Source organism: Rhodococcus sovatensis (assembly GCF_037327425.1).
Classification (GTDB): Bacteria; Actinomycetota; Actinomycetes; order Mycobacteriales; family Mycobacteriaceae; genus Rhodococcoides; species Rhodococcoides sovatense.
In genome coordinates this window covers 680,154-703,160 of sequence record NZ_CP147846.1, presented here as the reverse complement: position 1 = coordinate 703,160, position 23,007 = coordinate 680,154, and the positions used below count along the sequence as shown (strand labels likewise).

General features: G+C 62.1%; 25 protein-coding genes. 17 read left to right on the top strand and 8 right to left on the bottom strand.

All coding sequences use genetic code 11. The features are described from left to right. Nucleotides 1–385 precede the first annotated feature (385 nt). The 6 genes from WDS16_RS03365 to WDS16_RS03340 form a co-directional block, all read right to left on the bottom strand. The gene (locus WDS16_RS03365) at nucleotides 386–1,267 is read right to left on the bottom strand and encodes a hypothetical protein (protein WP_338890489.1); all 882 of its coding nucleotides are present in this window, start codon (nucleotides 1,265–1,267) and stop codon (nucleotides 386–388) included. Between the two features lie 4 nt (nucleotides 1,268–1,271). Continuing rightward, nucleotides 1,272–1,856 (bottom strand): hypothetical protein, encoded by a 585-nt coding sequence (locus tag WDS16_RS03360; protein WP_338890488.1) that lies wholly within the window; start codon nucleotides 1,854–1,856, stop codon nucleotides 1,272–1,274. A 3-nt stretch (nucleotides 1,857–1,859) separates the two neighbouring features. Further along, nucleotides 1,860–2,312, bottom strand: a complete 453-nt coding sequence (locus tag WDS16_RS03355) for a hypothetical protein (RefSeq protein ID WP_338890487.1) — start codon at nucleotides 2,310–2,312, stop codon at nucleotides 1,860–1,862. An 857-nt stretch (nucleotides 2,313–3,169) separates the two neighbouring features. Further along, nucleotides 3,170–3,607: a hypothetical protein gene (locus tag WDS16_RS03350; RefSeq protein WP_338890486.1), complete on the bottom strand. Its 438-nt coding sequence runs from the start codon at nucleotides 3,605–3,607 to the stop codon at nucleotides 3,170–3,172. A gap of 864 nt (nucleotides 3,608–4,471) precedes the next feature. Next, complete coding sequence (locus tag WDS16_RS03345) at nucleotides 4,472–7,027, bottom strand: hypothetical protein (protein ID WP_338890484.1); 2,556 nt, start codon at nucleotides 7,025–7,027, stop codon at nucleotides 4,472–4,474. After that, nucleotides 7,024–7,335: a hypothetical protein gene (locus WDS16_RS03340; RefSeq protein WP_338890483.1), complete on the bottom strand. Its 312-nt coding sequence runs from the start codon at nucleotides 7,333–7,335 to the stop codon at nucleotides 7,024–7,026. Before WDS16_RS03340 ends, WDS16_RS03345 begins: the two co-directional genes overlap by 4 nt. Nucleotides 7,336–7,551: 216 nt before the next feature. Between WDS16_RS03340 and WDS16_RS03335 the strand changes: the two genes are divergently transcribed. From WDS16_RS03335 to WDS16_RS03320, 4 genes are all read left to right on the top strand, one after another. Continuing rightward, on the top strand, nucleotides 7,552–8,325 hold the full coding sequence (locus tag WDS16_RS03335) for a hypothetical protein (RefSeq protein ID WP_338890482.1): 774 nt from the start codon (nucleotides 7,552–7,554) through the stop codon (nucleotides 8,323–8,325). A 193-nt stretch (nucleotides 8,326–8,518) separates the two neighbouring features. Then, nucleotides 8,519–8,821 (top strand): colicin immunity domain-containing protein, encoded by a 303-nt coding sequence (locus WDS16_RS03330; protein ID WP_338890481.1) that lies wholly within the window; start codon nucleotides 8,519–8,521, stop codon nucleotides 8,819–8,821. Then, complete coding sequence (locus tag WDS16_RS03325; RefSeq protein ID WP_338890479.1) at nucleotides 8,818–9,018, top strand: hypothetical protein; 201 nt, start codon at nucleotides 8,818–8,820, stop codon at nucleotides 9,016–9,018. Before WDS16_RS03330 ends, WDS16_RS03325 begins: the two co-directional genes overlap by 4 nt. A gap of 72 nt (nucleotides 9,019–9,090) precedes the next feature. Then, the gene (locus WDS16_RS03320; protein WP_338890478.1) at nucleotides 9,091–9,462 is read left to right on the top strand and encodes a hypothetical protein; all 372 of its coding nucleotides are present in this window, start codon (nucleotides 9,091–9,093) and stop codon (nucleotides 9,460–9,462) included. A gap of 273 nt (nucleotides 9,463–9,735) precedes the next feature. On the opposite strand, the gene WDS16_RS03315 is transcribed toward WDS16_RS03320, so the two are convergent. After that, nucleotides 9,736–10,641 carry an HNH endonuclease gene (locus WDS16_RS03315; protein ID WP_338890476.1) on the bottom strand — a complete coding sequence of 302 codons (906 nt, stop codon included), beginning with the start codon at nucleotides 10,639–10,641 and terminating at the stop codon, nucleotides 9,736–9,738. A 34-nt stretch (nucleotides 10,642–10,675) separates the two neighbouring features. Next, nucleotides 10,676–11,320, bottom strand: a complete 645-nt coding sequence (locus WDS16_RS03310) for an isochorismatase family protein (protein WP_338890474.1) — start codon at nucleotides 11,318–11,320, stop codon at nucleotides 10,676–10,678. 167 nt (nucleotides 11,321–11,487) lie between these two features. On the opposite strand from WDS16_RS03310, the gene WDS16_RS03305 reads away from it, so the two are divergent. The 13 genes from WDS16_RS03305 to WDS16_RS03245 all read left to right on the top strand — a co-directional run bounded on the left by WDS16_RS03305 (nucleotide 11,488) and on the right by WDS16_RS03245 (nucleotide 23,000). Then, nucleotides 11,488–12,438: a GlxA family transcriptional regulator gene (locus tag WDS16_RS03305; RefSeq protein WP_338890472.1), complete on the top strand. Its 951-nt coding sequence runs from the start codon at nucleotides 11,488–11,490 to the stop codon at nucleotides 12,436–12,438. 248 nt (nucleotides 12,439–12,686) lie between these two features. Then, entirely contained in the window at nucleotides 12,687–14,129 is a 1,443-nt protein-coding gene (locus WDS16_RS03300) for an IS1380 family transposase (protein WP_338890470.1), read from the top strand. A 184-nt stretch (nucleotides 14,130–14,313) separates the two neighbouring features. After that, on the top strand, nucleotides 14,314–14,457 hold the full coding sequence (locus tag WDS16_RS03295; RefSeq protein WP_338890469.1) for a hypothetical protein: 144 nt from the start codon (nucleotides 14,314–14,316) through the stop codon (nucleotides 14,455–14,457). Between the two features lie 404 nt (nucleotides 14,458–14,861). Beyond that, complete coding sequence (locus tag WDS16_RS03290; protein WP_338890468.1) at nucleotides 14,862–15,206, top strand: hypothetical protein; 345 nt, start codon at nucleotides 14,862–14,864, stop codon at nucleotides 15,204–15,206. Between the two features lie 141 nt (nucleotides 15,207–15,347). After that, the gene (locus WDS16_RS03285) at nucleotides 15,348–16,178 is read left to right on the top strand and encodes an adenylate/guanylate cyclase domain-containing protein (protein WP_422395807.1); all 831 of its coding nucleotides are present in this window, start codon (nucleotides 15,348–15,350) and stop codon (nucleotides 16,176–16,178) included. Between the two features lie 71 nt (nucleotides 16,179–16,249). Then, nucleotides 16,250–16,780, top strand: coding sequence for a MarR family transcriptional regulator (locus WDS16_RS03280; RefSeq protein WP_338890466.1), 531 nt, complete (start codon nucleotides 16,250–16,252; stop codon nucleotides 16,778–16,780). A 203-nt stretch (nucleotides 16,781–16,983) separates the two neighbouring features. Continuing rightward, nucleotides 16,984–18,498 carry an aldehyde dehydrogenase gene (locus WDS16_RS03275; protein ID WP_338890465.1) on the top strand — a complete coding sequence of 505 codons (1,515 nt, stop codon included), beginning with the start codon at nucleotides 16,984–16,986 and terminating at the stop codon, nucleotides 18,496–18,498. Between the two features lie 33 nt (nucleotides 18,499–18,531). Further along, nucleotides 18,532–18,894, top strand: a complete 363-nt coding sequence (locus tag WDS16_RS03270) for a RidA family protein (protein ID WP_338890463.1) — start codon at nucleotides 18,532–18,534, stop codon at nucleotides 18,892–18,894. Nucleotides 18,895–18,927: 33 nt separating this feature from the next. Then, a complete protein-coding gene (locus WDS16_RS03265; protein WP_338890462.1) occupies nucleotides 18,928–19,446 on the top strand; it encodes a cupin domain-containing protein in 519 nt (172 codons plus the stop codon). 44 nt (nucleotides 19,447–19,490) lie between these two features. Next, nucleotides 19,491–20,441, top strand: a complete 951-nt coding sequence (locus WDS16_RS03260; protein WP_338890460.1) for a PDR/VanB family oxidoreductase — start codon at nucleotides 19,491–19,493, stop codon at nucleotides 20,439–20,441. Nucleotides 20,442–20,452: 11 nt separating this feature from the next. Beyond that, on the top strand, nucleotides 20,453–21,457 hold the full coding sequence (locus WDS16_RS03255; protein WP_338890458.1) for a VOC family protein: 1,005 nt from the start codon (nucleotides 20,453–20,455) through the stop codon (nucleotides 21,455–21,457). Between the two features lie 11 nt (nucleotides 21,458–21,468). Next, the gene (locus tag WDS16_RS03250) at nucleotides 21,469–22,269 is read left to right on the top strand and encodes an alpha/beta hydrolase (RefSeq protein WP_338890456.1); all 801 of its coding nucleotides are present in this window, start codon (nucleotides 21,469–21,471) and stop codon (nucleotides 22,267–22,269) included. Beyond that, a complete protein-coding gene (locus tag WDS16_RS03245; RefSeq protein WP_338890455.1) occupies nucleotides 22,266–23,000 on the top strand; it encodes an SDR family oxidoreductase in 735 nt (244 codons plus the stop codon). Before WDS16_RS03250 ends, WDS16_RS03245 begins: the two co-directional genes overlap by 4 nt. Nucleotides 23,001–23,007 lie beyond the last annotated feature (7 nt).

Below are 23,007 nucleotides of genomic sequence, written 5' to 3'. Positions count from 1 at the left end.
CAGGCCATTCTGTCGCCGCCGCGCCAGTTTCACCGGGTTAGACGGACGACGGGGTGCCGACGAAGTTCAAGAGCCTCAACCCTGAGGCCCCGGACAGTTGGGTAGTTTCGGCTTGCAGCGAGCGGTCCGGAGAAGCCATTGAAATCAACGTTTCCCAAGAGTTGACTGCTGGTTGCGGTGCTCCTGATGACCGCCGCAGTCGGGTGTACCGCGCGAGGCGACGGAACGGGCCGTGGAGTCGAAGCGTCAACCATTGCATCGCCTCTTCCCGAAGGCGACCGTCGAAATTACCGGCCACGCGGCACCGCCCGGACCTGAGCGTCACACATGAATGACATTGTGCCTCAAACCGAGTAAGATCCGAGTACGAAGTCAGACCGACACGCTAAGCACCTCGTAGTCTCACCTGCAACGACGGAGGGGTGAACACTTCTTTCGGGTCGTGCGACAGAATTTCTCGTCGCTCCTCGTTGTTACCCACCATCGCCCGTAACACTGCGAGGACCGTATTCGGTTCCGCCGCCATCCAGCTCACAGGCAGTTGCACGTAGTCATCAGTGTCCCAACCGAGTCTGCCCTCTGTCGGAACGGGCCCACTGCTCACAAGTCGTATCAACGGCTCGCGAGTTGTCCACAATCCGACGTGATTCAATCGAACTTCGTCTGCGACGTCCGTGATCGAGTCCCATCGCAGGGTCATATCGCTTCCGATACGCACGACCCGCGATTGGCCAACCGTCCGGATGACAACATCCTGATAGATCTCGAGACCTGTGGACGGCCGGAAAAGCAATAACAGCAGGGCTATTGCTCCCATGGCCACCCCACACACACCGGCAAACAACGTATTCGGCAACACCTCACGTAGCTCGGGTAGCAACGAATCTTGCCCGAGGAGGACCGCAACTACCACTGACACCGCGCATGCGCCCAACGTCGCGATCAATACTCGAAGGGCCAGAGACTCTGGCCCGATCCGTACGCCGCAGCCGAACTCGGGGTGCACGCAGGGGACAACCCTGCGTGACAGCTTGATCCACCGGAAACCTGCCTGCCGAACGGCCAACCAAGCCAGCCCCAGACATACGGCACCGAAGCCGCTGAAACCGATAAGGCCTGTGCTGCTACCCGCAGACCATGCGAAAGCCAGTCCTCCTACGGCACAGCCGGCCGACACCAGCGCGATAATTAGGTACTTCGGATCGAATCGCTGAGGCCATACAGCGCGCGATTCTACAGCCTCGCGGCTCACGCTCTCGTCGTTCATTGTCCTAGTCCCACAGCCATTGCCCGACTTTGGGCACACCGTACGCCATCAAAGCCCCCACTCCGACGCCAACGATCAGACCCACTGCTGTTCCTGCGCCTGGTACCACACTCCCGATTGTGGACCCCGCTACGGCGGCCGATGCGATAGACCCCATCGCGGTGCCCGCTACCACGCCGACCACCGTGCCAGCGGACTCGGTGACAATCGCTTTCGTCGGGTCCATTCCACCTTCGATGTCGTTCGCGATGGCCGGGATCGTTCCCAGTACCGCGCCGGCAGGCCCGAGTAGACGCCCGATCGTGTGGGCAAGCTCGTCCGATGATGCTGCGGCGGCAGTCCTCAATCCATAACCCGTAACATCAGACGCCGCACCGACAGTGACACCGGCCGTCATCGCCTGATAGTCCGGAGTCCACGAAAATCCACCATCGTCAGTGGCCTCGACTCGACCGGTAGTGGTCTCGGGCAAGAGCTGCTCCAGGTCCGAGACGCGCCTTCGCACACGTTCGGAGACGTCGGCGGCCACAAGGTTCGCGTGTTCCAGAGCAGTGCAGACGGAGATGGTGGCCTCGACGTCGACCTTCACTGGCTACTCCAACCACGATTTCCGGTGGAAGTAGTCGTCCACTGGGCGGTCGACAGAGTCCGGCGTTGGTATCTGCTCAGCGGGGAACATCGAATAAGGTTGTGAGAGTTCCCGCGACCGTGGATCGGACGTCACTGGAACGTGCGTCTCAGGCGCCGAGACGCTGTCGATGGTTGCATCGGCAATGCGAGCAACGATCGGGTCGTCGCGCAGTTCGGCCATGATCGCGGTCGATCGAATCTGTACTTCCTGCGCAGTATCGCGACAGACGCGCGTGATCAGGTCGGCCAGCGCCTCGGGCCCGCGCGCCCACGCATCGTGGGCAATTCCCAGTTCGGTGAGTCGACCGTTCGAGTCGGTCCGAACTGTGACACCGTCGAGGTGAGTGTGGCCGTGGACCTCGGCTACGGCCTGTTGCAGTCGACGCACTTTCGCGCCGAGTTCTTCGCGGGTCAAAGGTTCTTCCTCCCAACGAGCACGATGTTGTTTTGCGCCAATTCAATTGCTGTTGTCGGGCCATCCGGGGTAGGCCGGCTGGACCGGTGGTGGGTTGTCCCTGGCGTACGCATCACGAGGGACCACTGCGGTTGTGTCCGGATATAGCGATCGTGCCCACGTGGTGCATCGGCCAGACCCTGACGTGGACGGATCCCTGTCGGTAAAACCGTCGATTTCCCAACCGATGAACTGGTTGTCCGTGGGCGCCTGCCAATGGTGATCATCCGAACCTGACGAATGCGATGGTTGTGTCACCACTCGTGATTTCGCCGGCTCACCGGTGCGAATGAACCTGGAGCGCAGTTCGGCTCCCTCCCCGCCCGCGAGCCCCGACGGGCTGTATTTGCCGTCCACCTCCATGTCAAGGCCGACGGAGAGCATGCACGAAATGACATCGAAGCCTGAGTCGGTTGGAATGATGCGTTGGATTAGACCGTGAATTGTCCCTACGAACGGACCTCGCCCGGTGTCATCCTCGAACCCCCCGTAAAGCCTCCCGCCGCCAGCAATTTTCGAACTCGCTGCAAAGCCCTGATACGTGTAATCGAGGCCCAACATCAACCCAATAGAGAATGACTCGTGAGCGGCACGAGTCAAGGTGGCCTCCGTAGAGAACAGATCGACTCCTGGCTCCGCAGACCAGACCATCGTGGCGTCACGAATTTGATCCGGTACTCCGTAAACCTCGGTGGCTGGCCAGCTCTGTTCCGAAGAAGTAGCTCGCGGTACGTCGACTTCAGCGACAGAATCGCAGGCTGTCGTTGACGCCAGCACCACCAGTGCGGCAGCGAGTGCATGAGTCCGATTAGGTAGTTTCATCCGTAAATCGACCACGGCCACTTGTTCTCTGGATCGAGAGATTTGCGATGGAAATAATCGTCGGCAGTGTGGTCCCGCTCGTCGACGATCCGGTGCGTGACAGAATGCGGCGTTGGTGTCTGCCGAACGCGGAACATCGAATCAGGTTGTGAGAGTTGTCGCGACCGTGAATCGGACGCTACAGGAACGTGCGTCTCAGGCGCCGAGACGCTGCCGATGGTTGCATCGGCAATGCGAGCAACGATCGGGTCGTCGCGCAGTTCGGCCAGCGCCTCGGGCCCGCGCGCCCAAGCATCGTCGGCAATTCCCAGTTCGGTGAGTCGACCGATCGAGTCGGTCCGAACTGTGACACCGTCGAGGTGAGTGTGGCCGTGGACCTCGGCTACGGCCTGCTGCAACCGACGAACTTTCGCACCGAGTTCTTCGCGGGTCAAAGGCTCGTCCTCCTACCGAATGCAGTTCTTGTTCTGGCGCTCATCAATTTGTACTGTCAGGCCATCCGGGGTAGGCCGGCTCGACTGGGGGTGGATTATCCCGGGCATACGCCTCACGGGACGCTATGGGCTCTGTGTCCGGATAAAGCGATCTCGCCCACGGAACGCATCGACCACTTTCAGCCGTAGCGGGTTCGACATCAGCAAATCCGTCGATCTGCCATCCGACAAACCTGTTGTCGGTAGGAGCCTGCCAAGTGAACTTTTCGGGCCCCGGGATGGACGGCCGCGGTAGGGGTGCGGATGCTGTTGTTGTCTGGTCGTCGTTGCGGATGAAGCGTATTCGCAGCTCTCCTCCCGCTACACCGGTCAGGAGCGAAGGAGAATACCTGCCGTTCTCGAGGACGTCGAGTCCAATCGACAGGACACATGTCAACGCCTCGAAGCCGTTACTAATCGGAATTACTTGTTGGATACGACTATGGACCGATCCTGCAAAAGGGCCATCTCCGGTCGCGGATCCGAAGGGTGAATATATCGAGTCTCCGCCCATGTAACTACCGCTTACCGCAAATCCTGGATATGTGTAGTCCAAGCCAACCGTAATTCCTATTACTATCGATTCTTGGGCGGCGCGGATCAAAGTACCCTCGACAGAGAAGAGGTCGACTTCTGGTTCTGCGGACCACACCACTGTTGCATCACGGAGTTGATCAGGAACCTCATATATGTCGGAGCCTGATGAAGGCGACGTCGACGTCGCCCTCGAAGCATCATCGTGCTCTACGACCGATTCACACGCAGGGACGGTCACCATCATCAACACAAGTACGGCTGCCACTCTCGAGCGTGGAAATCTCATCCTCATCCGTACATCTCCACTCGCCACGTGTTTCTCGAGTCACGAGCTGATTCATCGCTTGCCAGCCAGTCCAGAATTGCTTCGCTGTTTGGGTTGTTCCCATCAGGTCGAATCGCCGCGGCCAACACATCCCGCTGCTCATCCCCGGTCGCGTTGCGCGCATACTCGTCCAGGTTCGACACTCCGGCATGCGCAATTATCTGAGAGATTGCGTCAGCGGCCCTCGCGCGTTGGAGCATGTCGTCCTCGTTCACATACTTATTTCTTGCTTCAGAGTATGGAAGCAATGCAGTGCCGTCGTCGTTCTTGTACACCGCTGGAACATCGTTGATGCCGACCTCTCCAGTGTTTACAAGTGCATCGAGAACATTGTGCGTTCTGAAACCTGCACTCCCCCAATCACTGGACACATACTCACCATTCCCGCTGTCGAAACCGAAGGCCGAGTCATCGAGCGTGATCTCGCGGCTCAGCGGTGTTTCGAGATCATCCACACTGAGAACGTAGGGCTTCAAGAATTCGGACCCAGCTGCGACGGCAATCCCACCCGGACCCATTCCCCCAGCCACGATTTGTCCCGCCGTCCACGCTGCGGTGAACTTCGAGTTCCGCGCGTCGGCCGCTTCCTGCTTGTCGAGTCCATCTTGCACACGCTGGTCCATCTCAGTACTGAGACCATGATCGACGAGCCACTGCAAGCGGTAGGCCTGATCGCCAAGCTCGGTGTAACCGGTTGTCGCAAAGAGTCGATCCATCCGTTGACTTTCGGCAAGAGCCGTGCCGTTGATGATCTGACTGGCCTGCTCTTCGGAGTCGAGAACAGTGAAAACTCGAAGTGGCTCAACAGGACCGCCGATGTAATCCTTCGCGCCACCGAACTCGCCGAATCCATTGGTCTGCGTGAGATCACGGGTCATACCGGTCATGTCACCGACGTATGGCGCGAGGGCCTCGGCGACCTGACTCGCAGTACCCTCCCCGATCTTCCCTTCACCGGAGAGAAGAGTCGTGTAATTGTTCGTTCCATCTGACGATTCGGTTGAAGCCATGATCTCGGCCAAGCCGCGAGCAGCAGACCCCGCCCGCACCGAGTCCTCGTACTCGGGCGTTCCTTCGGGGAAGGTCGTATGTGCATCTCGCGCAATCCAATCCGTCAGCGACGCCATCGCCGTCCCGTCGTCGCGCTGCAACAACGGCATCACTGCGGTGTCTGCGTGGTATCCGGATCCAAGCACGTCCGGCCCGCCTTCGCCGGTGAGAATTGCGTGCGCGCCGTCCGTGTTGCGGGAGCCGAGCTCGATCGCCTTCTCGAGGTTCTCCACGTGGCTCGAGTTATCGAGCGGCACATCACTGAACGGCAACGCTCCCCCGTGCGCTTCGATCGACGCCGCATGCATGCCCTGTCGAATCAGCTCGGTCGACATCTTGGCCCCGGGCTCGCTGCCCGCCTCCGCCAACGACATCGCGTCGAACAGCTTTGTCTGCCCCTCGACGAAGTCCTTGTGGTCGTCCACGCTCGGGCCGTCTCCGGGATAGGTCAGCACGTTGCTGTCCAGGCCGTCGAGACCGAGGCTTGGACGAGTCGCGATGAGGTCGCGCATGTCCTGAGGCAAGTGTTCGTAACTGCCTGCTCCGGTGAGGCTGCCATCGGCATCGCGTCCGGTACCTACGTTCTCGTTGGACAGAACCATGACACCGTTGGCAAGTGATGCCGCGGCCTGTTGCCCCGCCGGGCCTTGAGACTGCAACTGTTGGCTGGCAGTGGTGAATCCGTCGACGCCCGCCGAGTTGTAGAACTCCTTCAGGTATTGCTGAGTGCTCGCTGGGATCGTTGCCGTTCCGCCATTGAGGTAAGCCTGAAGCTGCGCAGGCTCCAAACCGGTGGCCAAGAGGTCTTCGGTGAGATCGCTCAGAACATCGGCGGGGATCGGCTCGCCACCGTCGACGGCATCGCGAATCTGGGCACCGACCACCTTGCCGTCTTCGCCCGACAGAACTGCCCCGAGGCCGGCACCGCCGGGACCACCGTGCTCCTCGAGGTCGGCCAGCCCACCGTCGACCTTCGTCCTCAAGGTTGTCAGCGCGGATCCGCACAGAGCCAGATTCTCTTTCAGACTGGCCTGGAAATCTGTTGCTTGTCGATCGAGTCGGCCTTGCAGGATCGGTCGAAGAGCATCATCGTCTGCGCCGGGAACGGTTGGGCTCGTGACGGTGCCATCCGGTGCGACCGACATGCCATTGAGATGTACAGCCGCGTCGCGAGTGCTCAGAATCGCGGCGCGGTACGCGTCGATCTTCTCGCCCTGAGTGATCAATGCGTCCCCGACGGTATCCGCCGCTCGTTTCGACGCGGTTGCGGTGAGCACCTCCGACACCGCACGCATCGACGCGGCAGCGCTGGCGTCCCCTTTCCAGGTCCGCGCACTCCTGTCGACCGCGAGATCCACCTCCGCCAGACGATCAGTGAGCGCAATCCCCGCCGTTTTGATCGCGCTTCCCGCCGTCGCCAACGTCCGAGGATTCCAGGACTCGACCTGCGGAATCGTTGGGGTCGTCACCGCCCCAGTCCTTCGGTCAGCGCGCTCAGTTGTCTGCTGAACGCGTCTTCGACGGCTTCGTACGTGGCTGCGGACGAAGTAGCACCGTCAGCCAGCATCTGAACGGCCGTGCTGTGCTTCGCAGCAGTGGTTTCGAGCGTCGTCGAAATCCTGCCCATCACGTCGTCGATGCCTGCATCCGGCATCACGACCGCTGCAATGCTGGTCCTGGCGGGCACGACGACGTCTGCAAGCTCGTTCGCTGTGGCGCGCAGCTGCGCTCCCAACGTCCTGAGCTCGTCGAGATCGGCTCCTAGCAATTCCCCCACAAGACACTCTCCCCCAAGAGTTACTTCACCGCTTTGCTCGTCTATCAACGAAATGACCGGTCACTGGCTCTATCAAGTGGGTAGTTTGCCATAACTATCAGACAGGGAGCAGTTCTCGCCTCACGCCGACGCGGGAGTCGATCGCCTGCGCGTCAGATCGACTATGACGGGTCTCGATCGACCTTTCGTGTCGGTAGCTGCTGCCAAGATGTCGGCATGTCACGACTCGACGAGGGATTCACCCCACCGACGGCATGCGTGCAGTGGTGCCAGCTGCGCTCCTACGACCTGAACGTGCTCGACGACGGAGTAGCAGTAGACCTCGAGTGGTGGAACGATCACCTTCGCCGAGCTGGGCACGACATCCGACTTCGGGGACGCAACCTCGACGGAAAGATCGTCACCGAAGGCACAGCCATCGTGCAGCGCAACGACCTTCGAGTCGGCACCGAACTCACCGCGGGCGAACACCCATCCCTTGGCCTGCTGTTTCTCTGCGCCGCGTGGCAAGGAAGTCACCGCCACCGCAAGGCAATGCGACGGTTTCCCGACGTCAGCAACCCGCACCTTCGACACCCGGACGAGAACCCATTCGCCAAGACCCTGGCCGTCCTCGACAGTTGCATACGCAACAGGGTGGTCCCGGACTTCCCCGACGGGTCCTGGTCCGGCTGGCCGGACGCTCCAGGCGTCGGCGTGGCTTTGATGGCCACCTTCCTATGGGCCGTGAAAGCATCAGTAGAGGGCGGGCCAGCGCAATTGATCGACCAATTCGGCGTCTCCACGCTCATCCACGAGGGCTGGCTGGAAGATCCAGCTGTCACCGGATTCACTCGCCGCCGCTACGACCGCTACGTCGAACTGCTCACTGGCTGGTCGAACGAGATCGGCACCAGACCCGAACTGGTCGAAATGTGGCTCGTACAGCGCTGGAGTGCCCGACTCCACCAAGCCCGTGACGGCAGCTTTTCTGCTCCGACTCTGTTCTGAAGCAGGGAACCCCGGGCACTGCCGACAACGCCTGTGCGACAGCCGGGAACCGATCGGGCGGCACGCGCGTCAAAACCTAATGACAGCTTCATTCGGTCGGCGCGACGCGCGGGCTTTCGGCAATGACGCCGGGAGCCTAATCGACTGTCGCCCATCCACATCACTGACGGCAGTGAACGGCAGGAGTACAACCATGGACACCCCAGCAACGCAGAGCGCGGCCTTCACATCGCTTCTTCAGGACTTCGTCGAGATGCGAATCTCCGCGCACGAGTTCGAAACTCGATTTGTCGAGCTGTTGAACGAGAACCCAGGATCACTGGATCCGCGAGTTACCAAACCACTGCATTTCTTGTTCTGCGAAGTCGACAACTTCGCGTATCAGAATCTCCAGAATCCCCGCGATTCCAACGAGCACAGCCTCCGAAATTCCGCTCGTGAAGCACTCCGCGAGTTACTTCGGCTGCCGAACGGACGCGGCAATATCGAGAAGTGAGCCACGCAGTCGCCACGTATGGCCCACAGAGTTCGTCCGGCAAGTTCGCACAGGCAAGCCGCTGGTCACCTAGATGGGTGGGCAAAGATGCTCTACTCAATCTGCCTGCGCCAGTGGGAGGCCAGCCGATTGCGTACCTGTTCGACGTCGACTTCACTCCCGACGTAACCGGAATCGTGATGACCGCGGTTGATTGAATCCCTGAATGCCGTTGGAGTAACGCCTGGTTCTGTGCAGCCGATGCATCGCCTACAGGACTACATCCCACGATGATCGGAGCTTCGATGTTGAAGAAGATTCTTGCCGCCTCTGCACTTGCGATCGGCATCTCCGCGGTCGGGGTTGCACCCGCGTCGGCGGACGACATCTACGACAATATCTTCACCACCGAAAGCACCGAGCACTACGTCAGTGTGTTCGACCCGACTGCATACGGAGCACGGAGCCAGGACCCGCTGATCCTCAGTCCCTACGGAACCAGCCAGCCGATCTGGTGCTTCAGCTTTCATGGCCAGGGGTCCTGCTGGCAGATTGCACCCTCAGGCGCCGAGCACATGCTCGAGAGCGTATCCATCCCAACGGGCTCCTCAGCTGGTAGCAGCCGCGGGCTCGCGGTCTACAACCCGTTCTCTGTGCGCTGACGGCTGTCGGGATCGGACATGCAAACTACAGAGGGTTCGCCAAGGTCGCTTTTTCACGCCACTAGCGGCCGAGCCGCTCGCGAACCGAGCGCCGCGTTCTCGCCATTCGCGTCGAACACATCGCCGCAACATGCGGATTCGGCAGCGCCGTCACGTTCCGGCCGAACCACGCCCTCGGCATTCGGAGTGAACTGGGTCCAGGCTGCTAAGGAAGCCGGCATCATCGACTACTACGCCTCCGGAGATGCCGGACACAACTGGACAGTACGACCGCTACGCTGAGCGAAACCGCTCGTAGCTGATGCTCAACAGATCCCGATCCGGACGCTGAGCCCTGACGGACGGGAGCACCATCAACTTCTGATCGTGACGTTCCTTGAGGCCATACTGCAGCATCGGGCCATCGATTTCGTCGAGCAGATCGGCCCGGATCTTGACGATGTAGTCCGGGGACACCCCCATGATGTGGGCGTCGTAGGCCGCGTGATGGATTTTGCACATCGCCAAACCGTTACGCACCGTGGGGATTCCAGCTTCATCGGAGTCCGGAACGATGTGTGCGGCGTCGAGCAATTGCCCGTGCGCTAGAGAACAGACAGCGCAGCGCGTTTCGTATGCACGCATCACGGTCGCCCGGAACACTGGCTGATGAAGTCGACGCTTGCTCTCAGCCATGACGTAGCGTCGAAGTTGGCTCTCTGCAGGAGAAGTGACGTCGACGAGTCCCCTGATCGCACCGGGAATGATGACGAACTGATGCCGTTCCGGTTCCTCCGCAAGCAGATACACCGGAAAGATCGGTTGATACATGGCCACACCGACACCGAAGAACCAGATCAGCGGCAACTCCAACTCCATCGCAGACCGCAATGCACGGTTCTCTGGATGATCGAGATCCTCCCCTCGCCACTTGTAGCGCAGGAGGCCGTCGTCACCCATCTCGTCCTCGTACGGACGCTTGGCGCCATCTGGGCGATACACCGTCCGAATGGACAACGCAGCCGCCAGCTCCTTGGGCTTCCGGATGCCACGCTGAGGATCCATCAGACGAAACGGCTCACCGTCGAAACGGAAATCGAGCAGATCGGTCGAGCTGATCGACTCCAAACCGTCGTTGGTTCGGATCTTCAGCCAGTTCATCGCGGCGTCGCGCAGCCGGGTATCGAGATCACCGACCACGCGACACCGCACCACTCATGGTCGGTATTGTGCCCTACGCGCTCGGAGCGCCCACAGCCTCGTTACCCTGCGCAGCCGAGACGACGAGATTGTTCGATGGCAAAGCACTGCCGGACTTCACGGCCTCGGTCCAGTCGGGTGTTGTTGCTACAGCGGCGAAATTGGAGTGGTACAGCACCATCAGCGCCTTGTGCAGTTGCTCGGCAGATACCGTTCCGGCCTCGTTGGCCAGGTTGATCGCGCCGGTGGCGTCGGAGAGGATCTCGACATTCAGATCCAACGCTTCGGCGTCGGCGCTCGACGCGAGATCACAGTTGTTGGTCATGTAGCCCACGATGGTGACGGTGTCGACGTTCTCGGACTTCAACCAGTCTGCGACGTCGGTGCCGGCGAAGACGCTGCTGTACTGCTTCACGACGCGCTTCCACGACGGCTGGAGCTGCGCCTCGATATCCGGATGCAGGTCGAACGTCGGAGTACCCTTCACGAACGCCGGAGAACCTTCCGGCATCTCGTGCTGCACTATTGCGACGGGAAGATCCTGTGCAGCAGCGACTTCGAGCGCAGTGACGATATTCGCCAGCGACTCGGTGCGAGGCGGGTACTGAATCTTCAGCACTCCCTCGAAGTACTCCTGCTGACCGTCGATGACGATGAGTGCGCGGCGCGGTGCGGTCATATTGTTCGCTCCTGAACGTAGTGGCTAACGGCTCGGATTCCATCGTGCACCTCCGAAGGTTGCATCCACGAGTGGCACGGATGCATACTTTCGATGGATTTGCGCCAACTAGTGGCGCGCTCGAGTGCACCTGGATGCACTTTTTCGTGCCACTGAGGGAGCCGGACATGAAGATCGTGCTGTACGCATTCGACGGCATCACAATGTTCCACCTCGCCGCCCCGCTGATGGTGTTCGGCGAAGTCACCCGCCTCGGCCTGGCGCCGGATTGGGAAACGACGCTGTGGTCCGACCGTGCGGGCTCGATTCGAACCGAGGAGGGCTACACGCTCGGCGACATCGCAGATCCGAGCACCGTCGACAGTGCCGACATCGTCATCGTTCCATCGTGGCCGGTAGCTCTGCCGCCGATAGACGACGCCCTGGCCGCCCAACTCCGCACGGCGCACCAGCGGGGCGCCGAGATCGCAGGGCTGTGCCTCGGCTCGTTCGCGATCGCCGACACCGGCTTGCTCTCGGGCCGGGCCGCCGTCACCCACTGGACCAAGATGGACGAACTCCGGGAACGAAATGCGCACACCGACTCGGACGAATCCGTGCTCTACATCGACCACGGTGATGTCATGACGTCCGCGGGCACGGCGTCGTCGATCGATTCCTGCCTGCACATCGTCCGCAAACACCTCGGATCAGCCGCAGCCACCCGAGTCGCCCGCAGCCTCGTCGTCGCTCCACACCGCGAAGGCGGCCAGGCGCAGTACATCGAACGCCCCGTGACCAGGGCCGAGGAGGACACTGCCATTGCCGATGTAGTGCAATGGGCCCTCGGGCGGCTACACGAACCGTTGCCGATCGAGCGGCTCGCCGACCGAGCACGGATGAGTCGTCGCAATTTCATCCGACAATTCCAAGTTGCAACCGGATCCACCCCGGCTCGGTGGGTGCTCGAGCAGCGGTTGAACGAAGCACGAACACTATTGGAGACCACAACACAGAGCATCGAGAACATCTCTGCAGCATGTGGTTTCGGTAGCGCAGTGACGTTCCGACAGAACTTCACGTCGGCATTCGCGGTCGCCCCCACCGCCTACCGGAAGCAGTTCACGGACGGTAGTTAGGGGTCGATCGGATCGTCTGCAAGTGACTCTGTGCCCTACTCCCACCTGCGGGTGTCGAGAGACGCTATCCCCAGGGGCGGAAGACGACAACCCAGAAGGAACGAGACACTATGTCCGAGACCACTAAACCTGGATGCACCGAGTCAGCGACGGTCGGCCGCACGCTGTAAACACGAAATGCCCTGCCGTAGTGAGAGAATTGTTCTTGTCTAGGGAACATTTCAACCACGACGAAGGGCATCTCGCAGATGCAACTATCCCACACCCGACCCGTCGCTGCCGCATCCTTCGACGACCCCAACTTGGTATCCGCGGCCGGATTGGTGCCGGTGATGGCGTTGGCGCAGCGATCAGGCCTGCTCACGCTCGCCGATGACCATCTGTCGGTTCCGGGAGACACGGGATCCAACGCAGGCCGCAAGATCGGATCCCTGGTCGCGGGCATGGTCGCGGGTGCGGACAGTATCTCCGACATGGCGATCCTGCGGCACGGCGCGATGCACATTCTGTTCGAGCGGCCCTACGCGCCCTCGACCCTGGGATCGTTTCTGCGGCAGTTCCGGTTCGGTCACGTCCGCCAGCTCGACGCCGTCGCCTCCCGGCTACTGCTGGCACTGACAGAACGCACACCGCTGCTGGCCGGTATCGATACCGAACCGGTGATGATCGACATCGACGACTCCATCATCGAAGTCCACGGCCACAGCAAACAAGGATCCGGCTACGGTTACTCCGGCGTCCGAGGCCTGAACTCGGTGATCACCACCGTCACCACCAGCACGACCGCGCCGGTCATCACCGCCCAACGCCTCCGCAAAGGCGCCTGCGGATCCTCCCGTGGTGCCGCACGCATGATCGCCGACACCCTCACCACCGTCGACCGACTCCGCGACGCAGTCTCGAAAACCAACACAGACACCGACACCGTGGGCGCATCGCCGAAGCCGTTGTTGCGGGCGGACTCGGCGTATTTCGGATATCCCAGCATCGGTGCCGCGCTGCGCGGCGGTGCGGATGTCTCGATCACCACCGGATTGAACTCGGTGATCAAGACCGCGATCAGCTCGATCGCCGATGACGCGTGGACACCGATCCGCTACACCAACTCGATCTACGACACCGGCACCCAGCAATGGATTTCGGTGGCCGAGGTAGCGGAGATTCCGTTCACCGCGTTCGCGTCGCAGAAGAAATCCCATCACGTTCCCGGCCGACTGATCGTGCGCCGCATCCCGGACCTGCGCCCGAAGAAAGACCAAGGTCAGGGCGAGTTGTTCGACGTGTGGCGTTTCCACGCGTTCTTCACCACCACCGACCGCGCCGACCTCGACACCGTCGCCGCCGACCGAACCCATCGCCGCCACGCGATCATCGAACAGGTCCATGCCGACCTGAAGAACTCAGCCCTCGCCCACATGCCGTCGGGGAAGTTCTGCGCGAACGCGGCCTGGCTGGTCTGCGCGGTGATGGCGTTCAACCTCACCCGCGCCGCCGCCACCCTGACCGGCGAACCGACACTCGCGAAAGCCACGACCGGGACCATCAGGCGCACATTGATTTCGGTGCCCGCCCGGATCGCCTACTCCGCGCGCAGACTCACCCTGCACCTACCGGAGAAGTGGGCCTGGGAAACGAGCTGGAAGGCAATGTTCGACAGCATGTTCGGGCGAAACGCCCACATTCTTCCCTAACCGAGCAGTCCATACCCGCCCGCAATGCGAAAGACCCAGTGGAACAACCCGACACCCGAGATCGGGCACCCGACCATGTCCACACCCGAGCCGACCCCGCACAACAAGATTCACGGTCACACACTCAGCCCATCGGTGAATTCAGGCTAAAACACGCAGCACTCCAGGAACCGGAGGAGAGGCGGTGTACTTCTTCGGCGGAATCGGCAGCCTGATCTTCTGGTGGCAGGCAGCCGAAGGGTTCGGGGAACACATCGTCGCCATCATCAAGTCGTTTGTGTGGCCTGCCTTTCTCGTCTACCAGGCCCTCGGCGCGCTGGCGCAGTGACCACGGTGAGGCCTTCCCACGTGCTTGTGACCGAGTCGTTGCAGTCGACTGCAAAATACACTCGACGACGCCGCACCTGGACCGTCGAACATCCTGCGTTGCACTAGATACCGGACAATGTATCCGAGATGAGATCAACGGATCTATCGGTCACGATTTCGTAGCCGGACGACTATCGGACCGCCGATCTTGTTGTTATTGCGTAGAATCCAGCGCATGCTCGTTTCGAGGCCAACGCCTGAGACGTCGACCAACGGCGTTGCCATGAGCCAGTATCCGACCACGATCGGACCATGAACGAAACAACTGGAGAGCTGCGTCTGTGAGCCGGCCCCACACAAATCCTGCTCGAATCAAGGGCACTCACACCTCGGTCGCTTCAGAGCTACAGGAGGGATCCAGCAATGTCGAGCATTACCGTGCGCCAACTAGTGGCGCGACTATTGGTGGCCGGATCGCTGGCCGTGTTGCCGGTCGGACTCGTCACCGTTCCTGCCGCCGCCGACCCGATCACGCCGGCGGCGCAGAGGGGACACCACGACTGCGATCGCAGTGGTCCGTGGCAGTGGCAACAGAACCGCGGGCAGTGGCAGTGGGGCAATTGCGACACCAGAAGTGGCCACTGGGTGTGGGTATGGGACGACCATCGCCACCACGGAGACTGGCAGTGGTACCACCACTGGTCCCGCAGCGCTCCACCACCGCCACCACGTACACCGTTCGGGGTTCCGTTCTTCGGGAGCTCGTAAGAAACGTGCAGACGCGTTCGGATTTGTCAGGTGCGCAGCTGATTGCTAGCAATTCGGCGCGCACCTGGCTATTCGGCGCGCAGCTGTAACCCTGGGGCGCGAACCGACCCAGATTCCTCGCGTCCCGCCGCTCGGACGATGATGAACGCCGTGACCCTGTGGATAATTGCAGCCGGAGTCGAGCTTGCCGCGATCATCGCGCTCGGCGTTCTACTTGTCGTCTCCCGCAGGCAGCTGACGGGAACGCGGCGCGAACTCGAACGCGTCCTTGCCGACAAAGGCCGCCGTCGTCGACGACGCGGGGTCGCCCCGTTCGCGATCAGAACTGCCTTTCAGACGGCGGATTCACTGATCAACAAAGGGATCGGCGCAACCGTCCGAAACTCCGTCGAAGATCTTGCGGGCTGGGCGAAGGTCGAGCGCCCCGACCTCGCCAGAATGACGGCTGACGGAGATATCGTCGTCGTGTTCTCCGACATCGAGGGATCCACCGCGCGCAACGAGGAGTTGGGCGACCGCGGCTGGATGAAGCTGCTCGAACGGCACAACAGGCTGATCACCAAGCAGGTCGAAATCCATAGCGGCCACGTCGTCAAGAATCAGGGCGACGGTTTCATGATCGCGTTCTCCGACGCCGGCCAAGCAATCCGGTGCGGCATCCGAGTGCAGGAGGCTCTGAGTGAGAACCCGGATCGGTGGAACCAGATTCGCGTGCGCATGGGCGTTCACGTGGGCAGCTCGGTGCGCCGAGGCGACGACCTCTTCGGGCTGAACGTAGCTATGGCAGCGCGGGTGGCAGGGCAGGCCGAAGGTGGCGAGATCCTGGTCAGCGAACCGGTTCGCGACGCCCTCGGCGAGGCATACGACATATCGCTGGGCACTCCGCGCGAAGTTGCGCTCAAAGGAATGAGCGGCAGCCACCAGCTGTATCCAGTCGAGCTGGCAACGACACAAGCTATCCAACCAGGATGACATCGCGACGCGCCGGCCGGCGCCGTCCCACCGTCGACCACAACGCGATCGCTCCCAGGTAGCTTGAGCGCATGGATGGAGTCGATGTCATCGTGTCGCACTGGGCTGTTGCGCGCCCCGAGCTCGATGTGTCGGGTCTGAAAGTCTTCGGCCGACTACATCGCAGCTTCCTGGTCTACAAGAATCGAATTGCCGAGACTTTCGACAAGTACGACATCACAGACTCCGGCTTCGACGTTCTTGCCTGCCTGCGGCGTGCAGTACCCGACCATCGGTTGACTGCGGGCGAACTCGCCGAGCAAACGTTGGTCACGACAGGCGGCCTGTCTCTGAGAGTCAAGCGGCTGGAGGAGTCAGGGCTGGTGACGCGCTCCAAGGACGCCGTCGATGCCCGCGTCGTCTATGTCGAGTTGACGCCGAAGGGCTCAGCGTTGGTCGACGCGATCGCCGACGAGCACTTCCCGAAATTGACAGCGATGCTCGGCGACATGACCGAGAGTGACATCTCCACCCTCGCGTCCCTTCTCACCCATCTGGAGCACTCGGCGCGCAGCGTCGACGGGCCCAGTCCCCTGGAAACAGCGACCGACGCGTCCGCCTGACCAGAATATTTTTTTCACGCGAAGTGACAGCCGCCACAGGTGCTGTGACCTGCATCTCTTCTGTTTCCGACTCGTAAATCTGACGTAAACGCTGCTCCGGGCGCCCCTCCCTGCATTGACGTCTTAGCGCTAAGGGATTACAAATGTCTTAGCGCAAAGATAGTTTGCAGATTCGAACACAGCCTCAGTCGAACGGACACACGATGACACTCGCAGCTCATTTCGTCTCACCGACGTCGCTCACCGCCGATCTGGTCGACAGCATCTACGTCGGCGGCCGTTGGGTTCTCGGAACCGGCGATGAAATCGAGACAGTCGACCCCGCCACCAGCACCGTGTTCGCCACCCTCCACAGCGCAGGCGTCGAGGATGTCGATACCGCCGTCCAAGGCGGCATCGATGCCGCACACCGAAGCGGCTGGGCAACGATGCTCCATCACGAGCGCGCCGCCGTTCTTCACCGCATCGGCAACTCGATCGAATACAACGCCGACCGGATAGCAGCGCTCCAGACGCTCGACACCGGGAAGACACTCACCGAGACGCGGGCACTTGCACTCAGTGCTGCCAACACATTTCGCTACATGGCCGCCGCACTGGAAACGATGGACGGAGTCCTGACCACACCTCGCGGCCCGTGGATGACGATGTCCACGCACGAACCGATGGGAGTCATCGGCGCCATCACTCCCTGGAACTCCCCCATCGCTTCCGACGCTCAAAAGATCGCTCCTGCATTGGCAGCCGGAAACGCAGTCGTCGCCAAACCGCCCGTGTGGGCCCCGTGGGTGACACTGCTTCTCGCCCGCCTGTGCGACGAGGCAGGCCTCCCAGCCGGCTTGTTGTCCGTCATTCCCGGCCCGGGCCGAACCGTCGGAGAAGCGTTGGTACGTCACCCCGACGTCGCGAAGGTCACCTTCACCGGCGGCACCAGCACCGGCCGCCACCTCGCACACGTCGCCGCGGACAAGCTGATGCCGATCACGCTGGAACTCGGAGGGAAATCGCCGACGATCGTCTTCGACGACGCCGACGTCGAACGCGCGCTGCAAGGTGTCTTGTACGGCATCTTCTCCTCGAGCGGTCAGAGTTGCATCGCCGGATCGCGTATCTTCGTTCAGCGCAGCCTGTTCGAGCACTTCACGAACGAATTGGTCGCGCGCGCCGGACGCCTCCGTCTCGGCCCGGGAACCGACCCGAGCACCGATGTCGCACCCATGATCACACTCGCACATCGTGATTCGGTAGCGCGAATGGTGGACAACGCCGTGCTGGCCGGTGCACGAACGCTCTGCGGTGGCGCGGTTCCGGTCGAGGGACGGCTTGCCGACGGCGCCTACTACCCGCCTACCGTGTTGACAGACGTCACCAACACCGATGCGATCTGTCAGGAGGAGATCTTCGGCCCGGTCGCCGTCATCATGCCGTTCGACGACGAACTCGACCTCGTCGAGCAGGCCAACGACACCGCCTACGGTCTCGCCTGCGGCATCTGGAGCCAGGACTACCGACGTGCACTGCGCATCGCCAAGGCGATCGACGCCGGAACAGTCTGGGTCAACACCTACAAGCAATTCTCGATTTCCACACCCTTCACCGGCCTACGCGACAGCGGGCTCGGTACCGAGAAGGGTCGCGACGCAGTTCGCCACTACTCCAACCAGAAAAGCATCTACCTCGATACCTCCGAATCCCCGATCGCCTGGGGTCGGAACTGACGATCGATCGGCACCAAGAATGGAAAGGCAACCATGACAGAGACACTCACCAACCAGACCGCGCACCCCTACAGCCCCGCCTACACGGTGGCCGGGTTCGGATTCGTCTCGGGCGCACTGTCGGTGGATTCCCAGGGTATAGCAGTCGACGGGGTCGAACCCGCTCTCGACGCTGCCGTGGCCCGCATGACCGAGCGTCTCGCGACGATCGACATGACGCTGGCAGACGTCGTCAAGACCACCTACTTCGTCACCGACGTCGCCACACGTGATGCCGCAAATCGTCACTACCAAGTCATCTTCGAAGAACCGCGCCCGGCGCGATCGTTCGTCGAAGTGGCCGCACTCCCCTACGGCGCAACCATCGAAATCGAAGCCATCGCCTACCGCGCCTGACGCTCCACAACCACCACCCGAAAGGACAAGATCATGACTGCTCCAGAGAAGACCACGACCGGACTCGAGAACCTGATCGACTCGTGCATCGCCAGCGCAGAAACACGCTACGAGGACTGGGACACACTCGGTTTTCAGGCAGCGAAAGGTGGCGACCGCTTCAAGCGCGCCCAGATTCGATACATCGGTTCGGGCGCTACCGGCAACCACGACGGTGACTCACGCTCGCTCCCCTCCGAGCACTTCACCTTCTCCAACATGCGGTTGCCCGCTGGTGCCGTCGGCCCCGAACACACTCACCACGACGTCGAAGAGGTCTTCTACGTCCTCGAAGGCGAACTGGAAGTTGCCGTCCACGACGTAGAGGACGGCACCAAGAAAGCCGTCAGGCGCCTTGGCTACCGCGACCTGATCCGCGTCCCGGCCGGCGTTCCCCGCAGCCTGGCCAACGTCGGCGAGACCGATGCGCTGTTCTGTGTCGTCATCGGCGCACCGAAGCCCCAGCTGCCCACTTACCCACCGAGCTCGGAGATGTACGGCGTCACGCGCTGACCCACCTCGGTCACCTGCGACGACCTACACGGAAGGAACGTCCGATGCACGACAACACCGCGATTCTGCTGCGCGTTCAGCAGAAGAACTACGAGGCCGACGGCGTCACCAGTATCACTCTGGTGGACCCGACCGGCGCTCCGCTACCGACGTGGGAACCCGGCGCCCACGTCGCTCTCCACCTGCCTGGCGGCCTGGTTCGCGAATACTCGTTGTGCTCGGATCCGTCGGACCGGACAAAGTGGACCGTCGCTGTTCTCCGCGCCGAAAAGTCACGCGGCGGCAGCATTCTGGTTCATGACGCCCTGTCCGTGGGGGCGGAGATCGAGGTGGCAGGGCCTCGAAACGCGTTCGCCCTCGACGAGGACGCAATCGAACATGTCCTCGTCGCGGGCGGCGTCGGTATCACACCGATCGTGGCCATGATGCGCCGTCTCGATCACACCGGCCGAAACTGGAAGATGTTGTACGCCGGACGCTCTCGTGCATCGATGGCGTTCGTCGACGAGATATCTCGAGCGGCCAATGCCGTCGTCCACGCCGATGACGAGCAGGGTGGGCTGCCCGACCTCGCCGCCCTGCTCGGCGACCTGACTGCCGGCTCCGTCGTCTACTGCTGCGGCCCGGCGCCTCTGCTCGACGCGGTGGCCGCCGCAATGCCGCCCGAGGTGGTGTTGCGCACCGAACGATTCTCCGCACCGGAGGTGATCGCGCCCGAAGGCGGTGACACAGCGTTCGACCTTGTGCTCGAACGCAGCGGTCGCCGCGTACCGGTGGCCCCGGACCAGTCGGTCCTCGACGCACTGTTGGACGCGGGACTCGACGTGCCGAGTTCGTGCACGGAGGGCATCTGCGGAACGTGCGAAATCGGGGTCGTGAAGGGCGATGTGGACCATCGCGATTTCCTGCTCGGCGAATCCGAACACGCAGCGAACAAGACCATGTTTCCGTGCGTATCCCGTTGTCGCTCGGCCGAACTAGTTCTCGACCTCTAAGGAATCAGATCATGCGAGTGCCCACCCACCGCCAACCGGTGCTCACCGATCGACCCGTCTGCACACTTCGCAGCCTTCGATCGGCCGCTCTGACCGTGCCCGACCCTCGCGCATCGCGCGACTTCTACCACGAGGTCTGGGGCCTGACGACCGTCGAAGAAGACGGCGACCGCTTCTGGCTGCGAGCCACAGGCACCGATCACCACGTTCTCGACCTGCAGCGAGGCGACTCGAATGCGTTGGCAAGGATCAGTTTTGCGGTAGGGACTCCCCGGGAAGTCGACGACGCCGCGCGTGCTCTGCACCGCATCGGAGTCCCCGTCCTACGTGAGCCAGGGATGCTCGATCACGCCGGTGGCGGCTACGGCCTGCGCCTGGTAGATCCAGAGGGGCGCATCGTCGAACTCTCCGCCGATTCTCATGCAGTCCCGGCCCAGGATCCCACTGGTCGGCGTGCTATCCCGCGCAAGATCGCGCACATCGTTCTCAACACCGTGGACATCGAACGAACCGCCGCGTTCTACACCCAGGTCCTCGGCATGCGGATTTCGGACTGGTCGGAGCGCCAGATGACGTTTCTGAGGTGCAATTCCGACCACCACGTCATCGCACTGAACCAAGCGCCCTGGACCTCGATCAACCACATCGCCTACGAAATGCCGTCCATCGATCACTTCATGCGCGGCATCGGCAGCCTACGTTCGCACGGCATCGCGCCACAGTGGGGCCCTGGCCGTCACGGACCGGGTGACAACACGTTCTCCTACTTCACCGACCCGGCCGGGCTCGTCTGCGAATACACCTCCGAGGTCGAACAGGTGGACGAGGACGCCTGGCTCTGCCGGACGTGGCGTCGTACGCCCGAACTGTCGGACCAGTGGGGCACCGCAGGACCACCGACCGCGAACGTCCGCTCCGCCATGGCAGGTGTTCCCGACCTCGGCGCGCGAGCGATGTTCGAGTCGGACCACGGAGACTTCTTCATTCCTGTACCCGAACTGGTGGATGCATCGTGATGGACACGTCGATGGCACGCTCTACGTTCGTCGGCGAGCTGCACCTCTACGAGTACCGTCCCGTCGAGGCGGATCCGTCCACGCCGACCGTCCTGCTTCTGCATGGAATCGGTGGCTCCGCGCGCTCGTGCACGCCTCTGGCAGAACAGTTGGCCGAGCTCGGTATTCACGCCCTGTGCCTCGACGCCAGCGGCTACGGCGAGTCCTCCGATCCCACGAGCACGTCCCACGACTTCGTCGCCGACGTAATCCAGGTCGCCGATGCCTTCTCCCCCGAGGCACCGATCACACTGCTCGGTACCTCGTGGGGCGGGGTAATCGCCCTCGCCACCGCTCTCTCTCACCCGGACAGAGTGGCCGGGCTCGTCCTGGCCGACAGCACCCGAGGGAGCGGCACGTCACCGGAGAAGTCCGCCGGAATGAGAGAGCGCGCCCAAGAGATGGCCACACGCGGTGCGGCCGCCATCGCAGCCGAACGTGCGCCCCGGCTCGTTGCGCCCGGCGCCGAACCTGCGGTCGTCGAGTCGGTTCGTACCTCGATGGCGTCTGTGCGACGTGCAGGATTCGGCGCAGCTGCGAAGTTCATGGAGTCGACCGATCATGGGCCTCGACTGTCCGACATCGCCTGCCCGACGCTTGTTCTCGTCGGCGAATCCGACGAGATCACCGGAGTGGCGGAATCTCGCCTGCTCGCCGAGCGCATACCCGACGCGCGATTTCACGAGATCGCGGGCGCCGGCCACGTGGCGATACAAGAGCAGCCAGCAGTCGTGGCCGCACTCGTCGGAGACTTCGTGGAGGGCCTGTCATGACCGGCACCGTCGTCGTCACCGGCGCCGGTCGCGGACTCGGGCGCTCCATCGCGGAACGACTGTGCAGCGAGGGCAATCGGGTGATCATCGCCGAGCGCAACTCCGACACCGGCCACGCCGCAGCAGCATCCCTGCGTGACAACGGGTACGACGCCGAAGCTGTGGTCACCGACATCGGCGACACCGACTCTGTTCGCGCTCTCGCCGCGAAGGTGCAATCGGAGCGGCTCATCGGCCTCGTCAACAACGCGGCCATCGCCGACGGCGTCGGCGGCAAGACGTTCTTCGAACTCGAAGAAGCCGAATTCGACCGAGTCACATCCGTCAATATTCGCGGCACCTGGGCGATGACGAAGTACCTGTGGCCCGCCATAGCGGAGTCGAAGGGGTCCATCGTCAACATCGCCTCGGACGTCGCGATGTACGGGTCCCCGCGACTCGTCCACTACGTCAGTTCCAAAGCCGCGGTCATCGGCATGACACGATCGATGGCCAGAGATGCCGGACCGCACGGTGTACGAGTCAATGCCGTTGCGCCAGGCCTGATTCGCGTCGAAGCAACAGAATCGGTGCCCGACGCGCGATACCGAACCTACACCGACGGTAGGGCGCTCGACCGTGAACAGACGCCCGAGGACGTAGCCGGAGTCGTGCGGTTCCTGCTATCGGAGGACGCCGCGTTCGTCACCGGCCAGACCATCGTCGTCGACGGCGGCTTCATCTTTCGCTGAGGAGAAC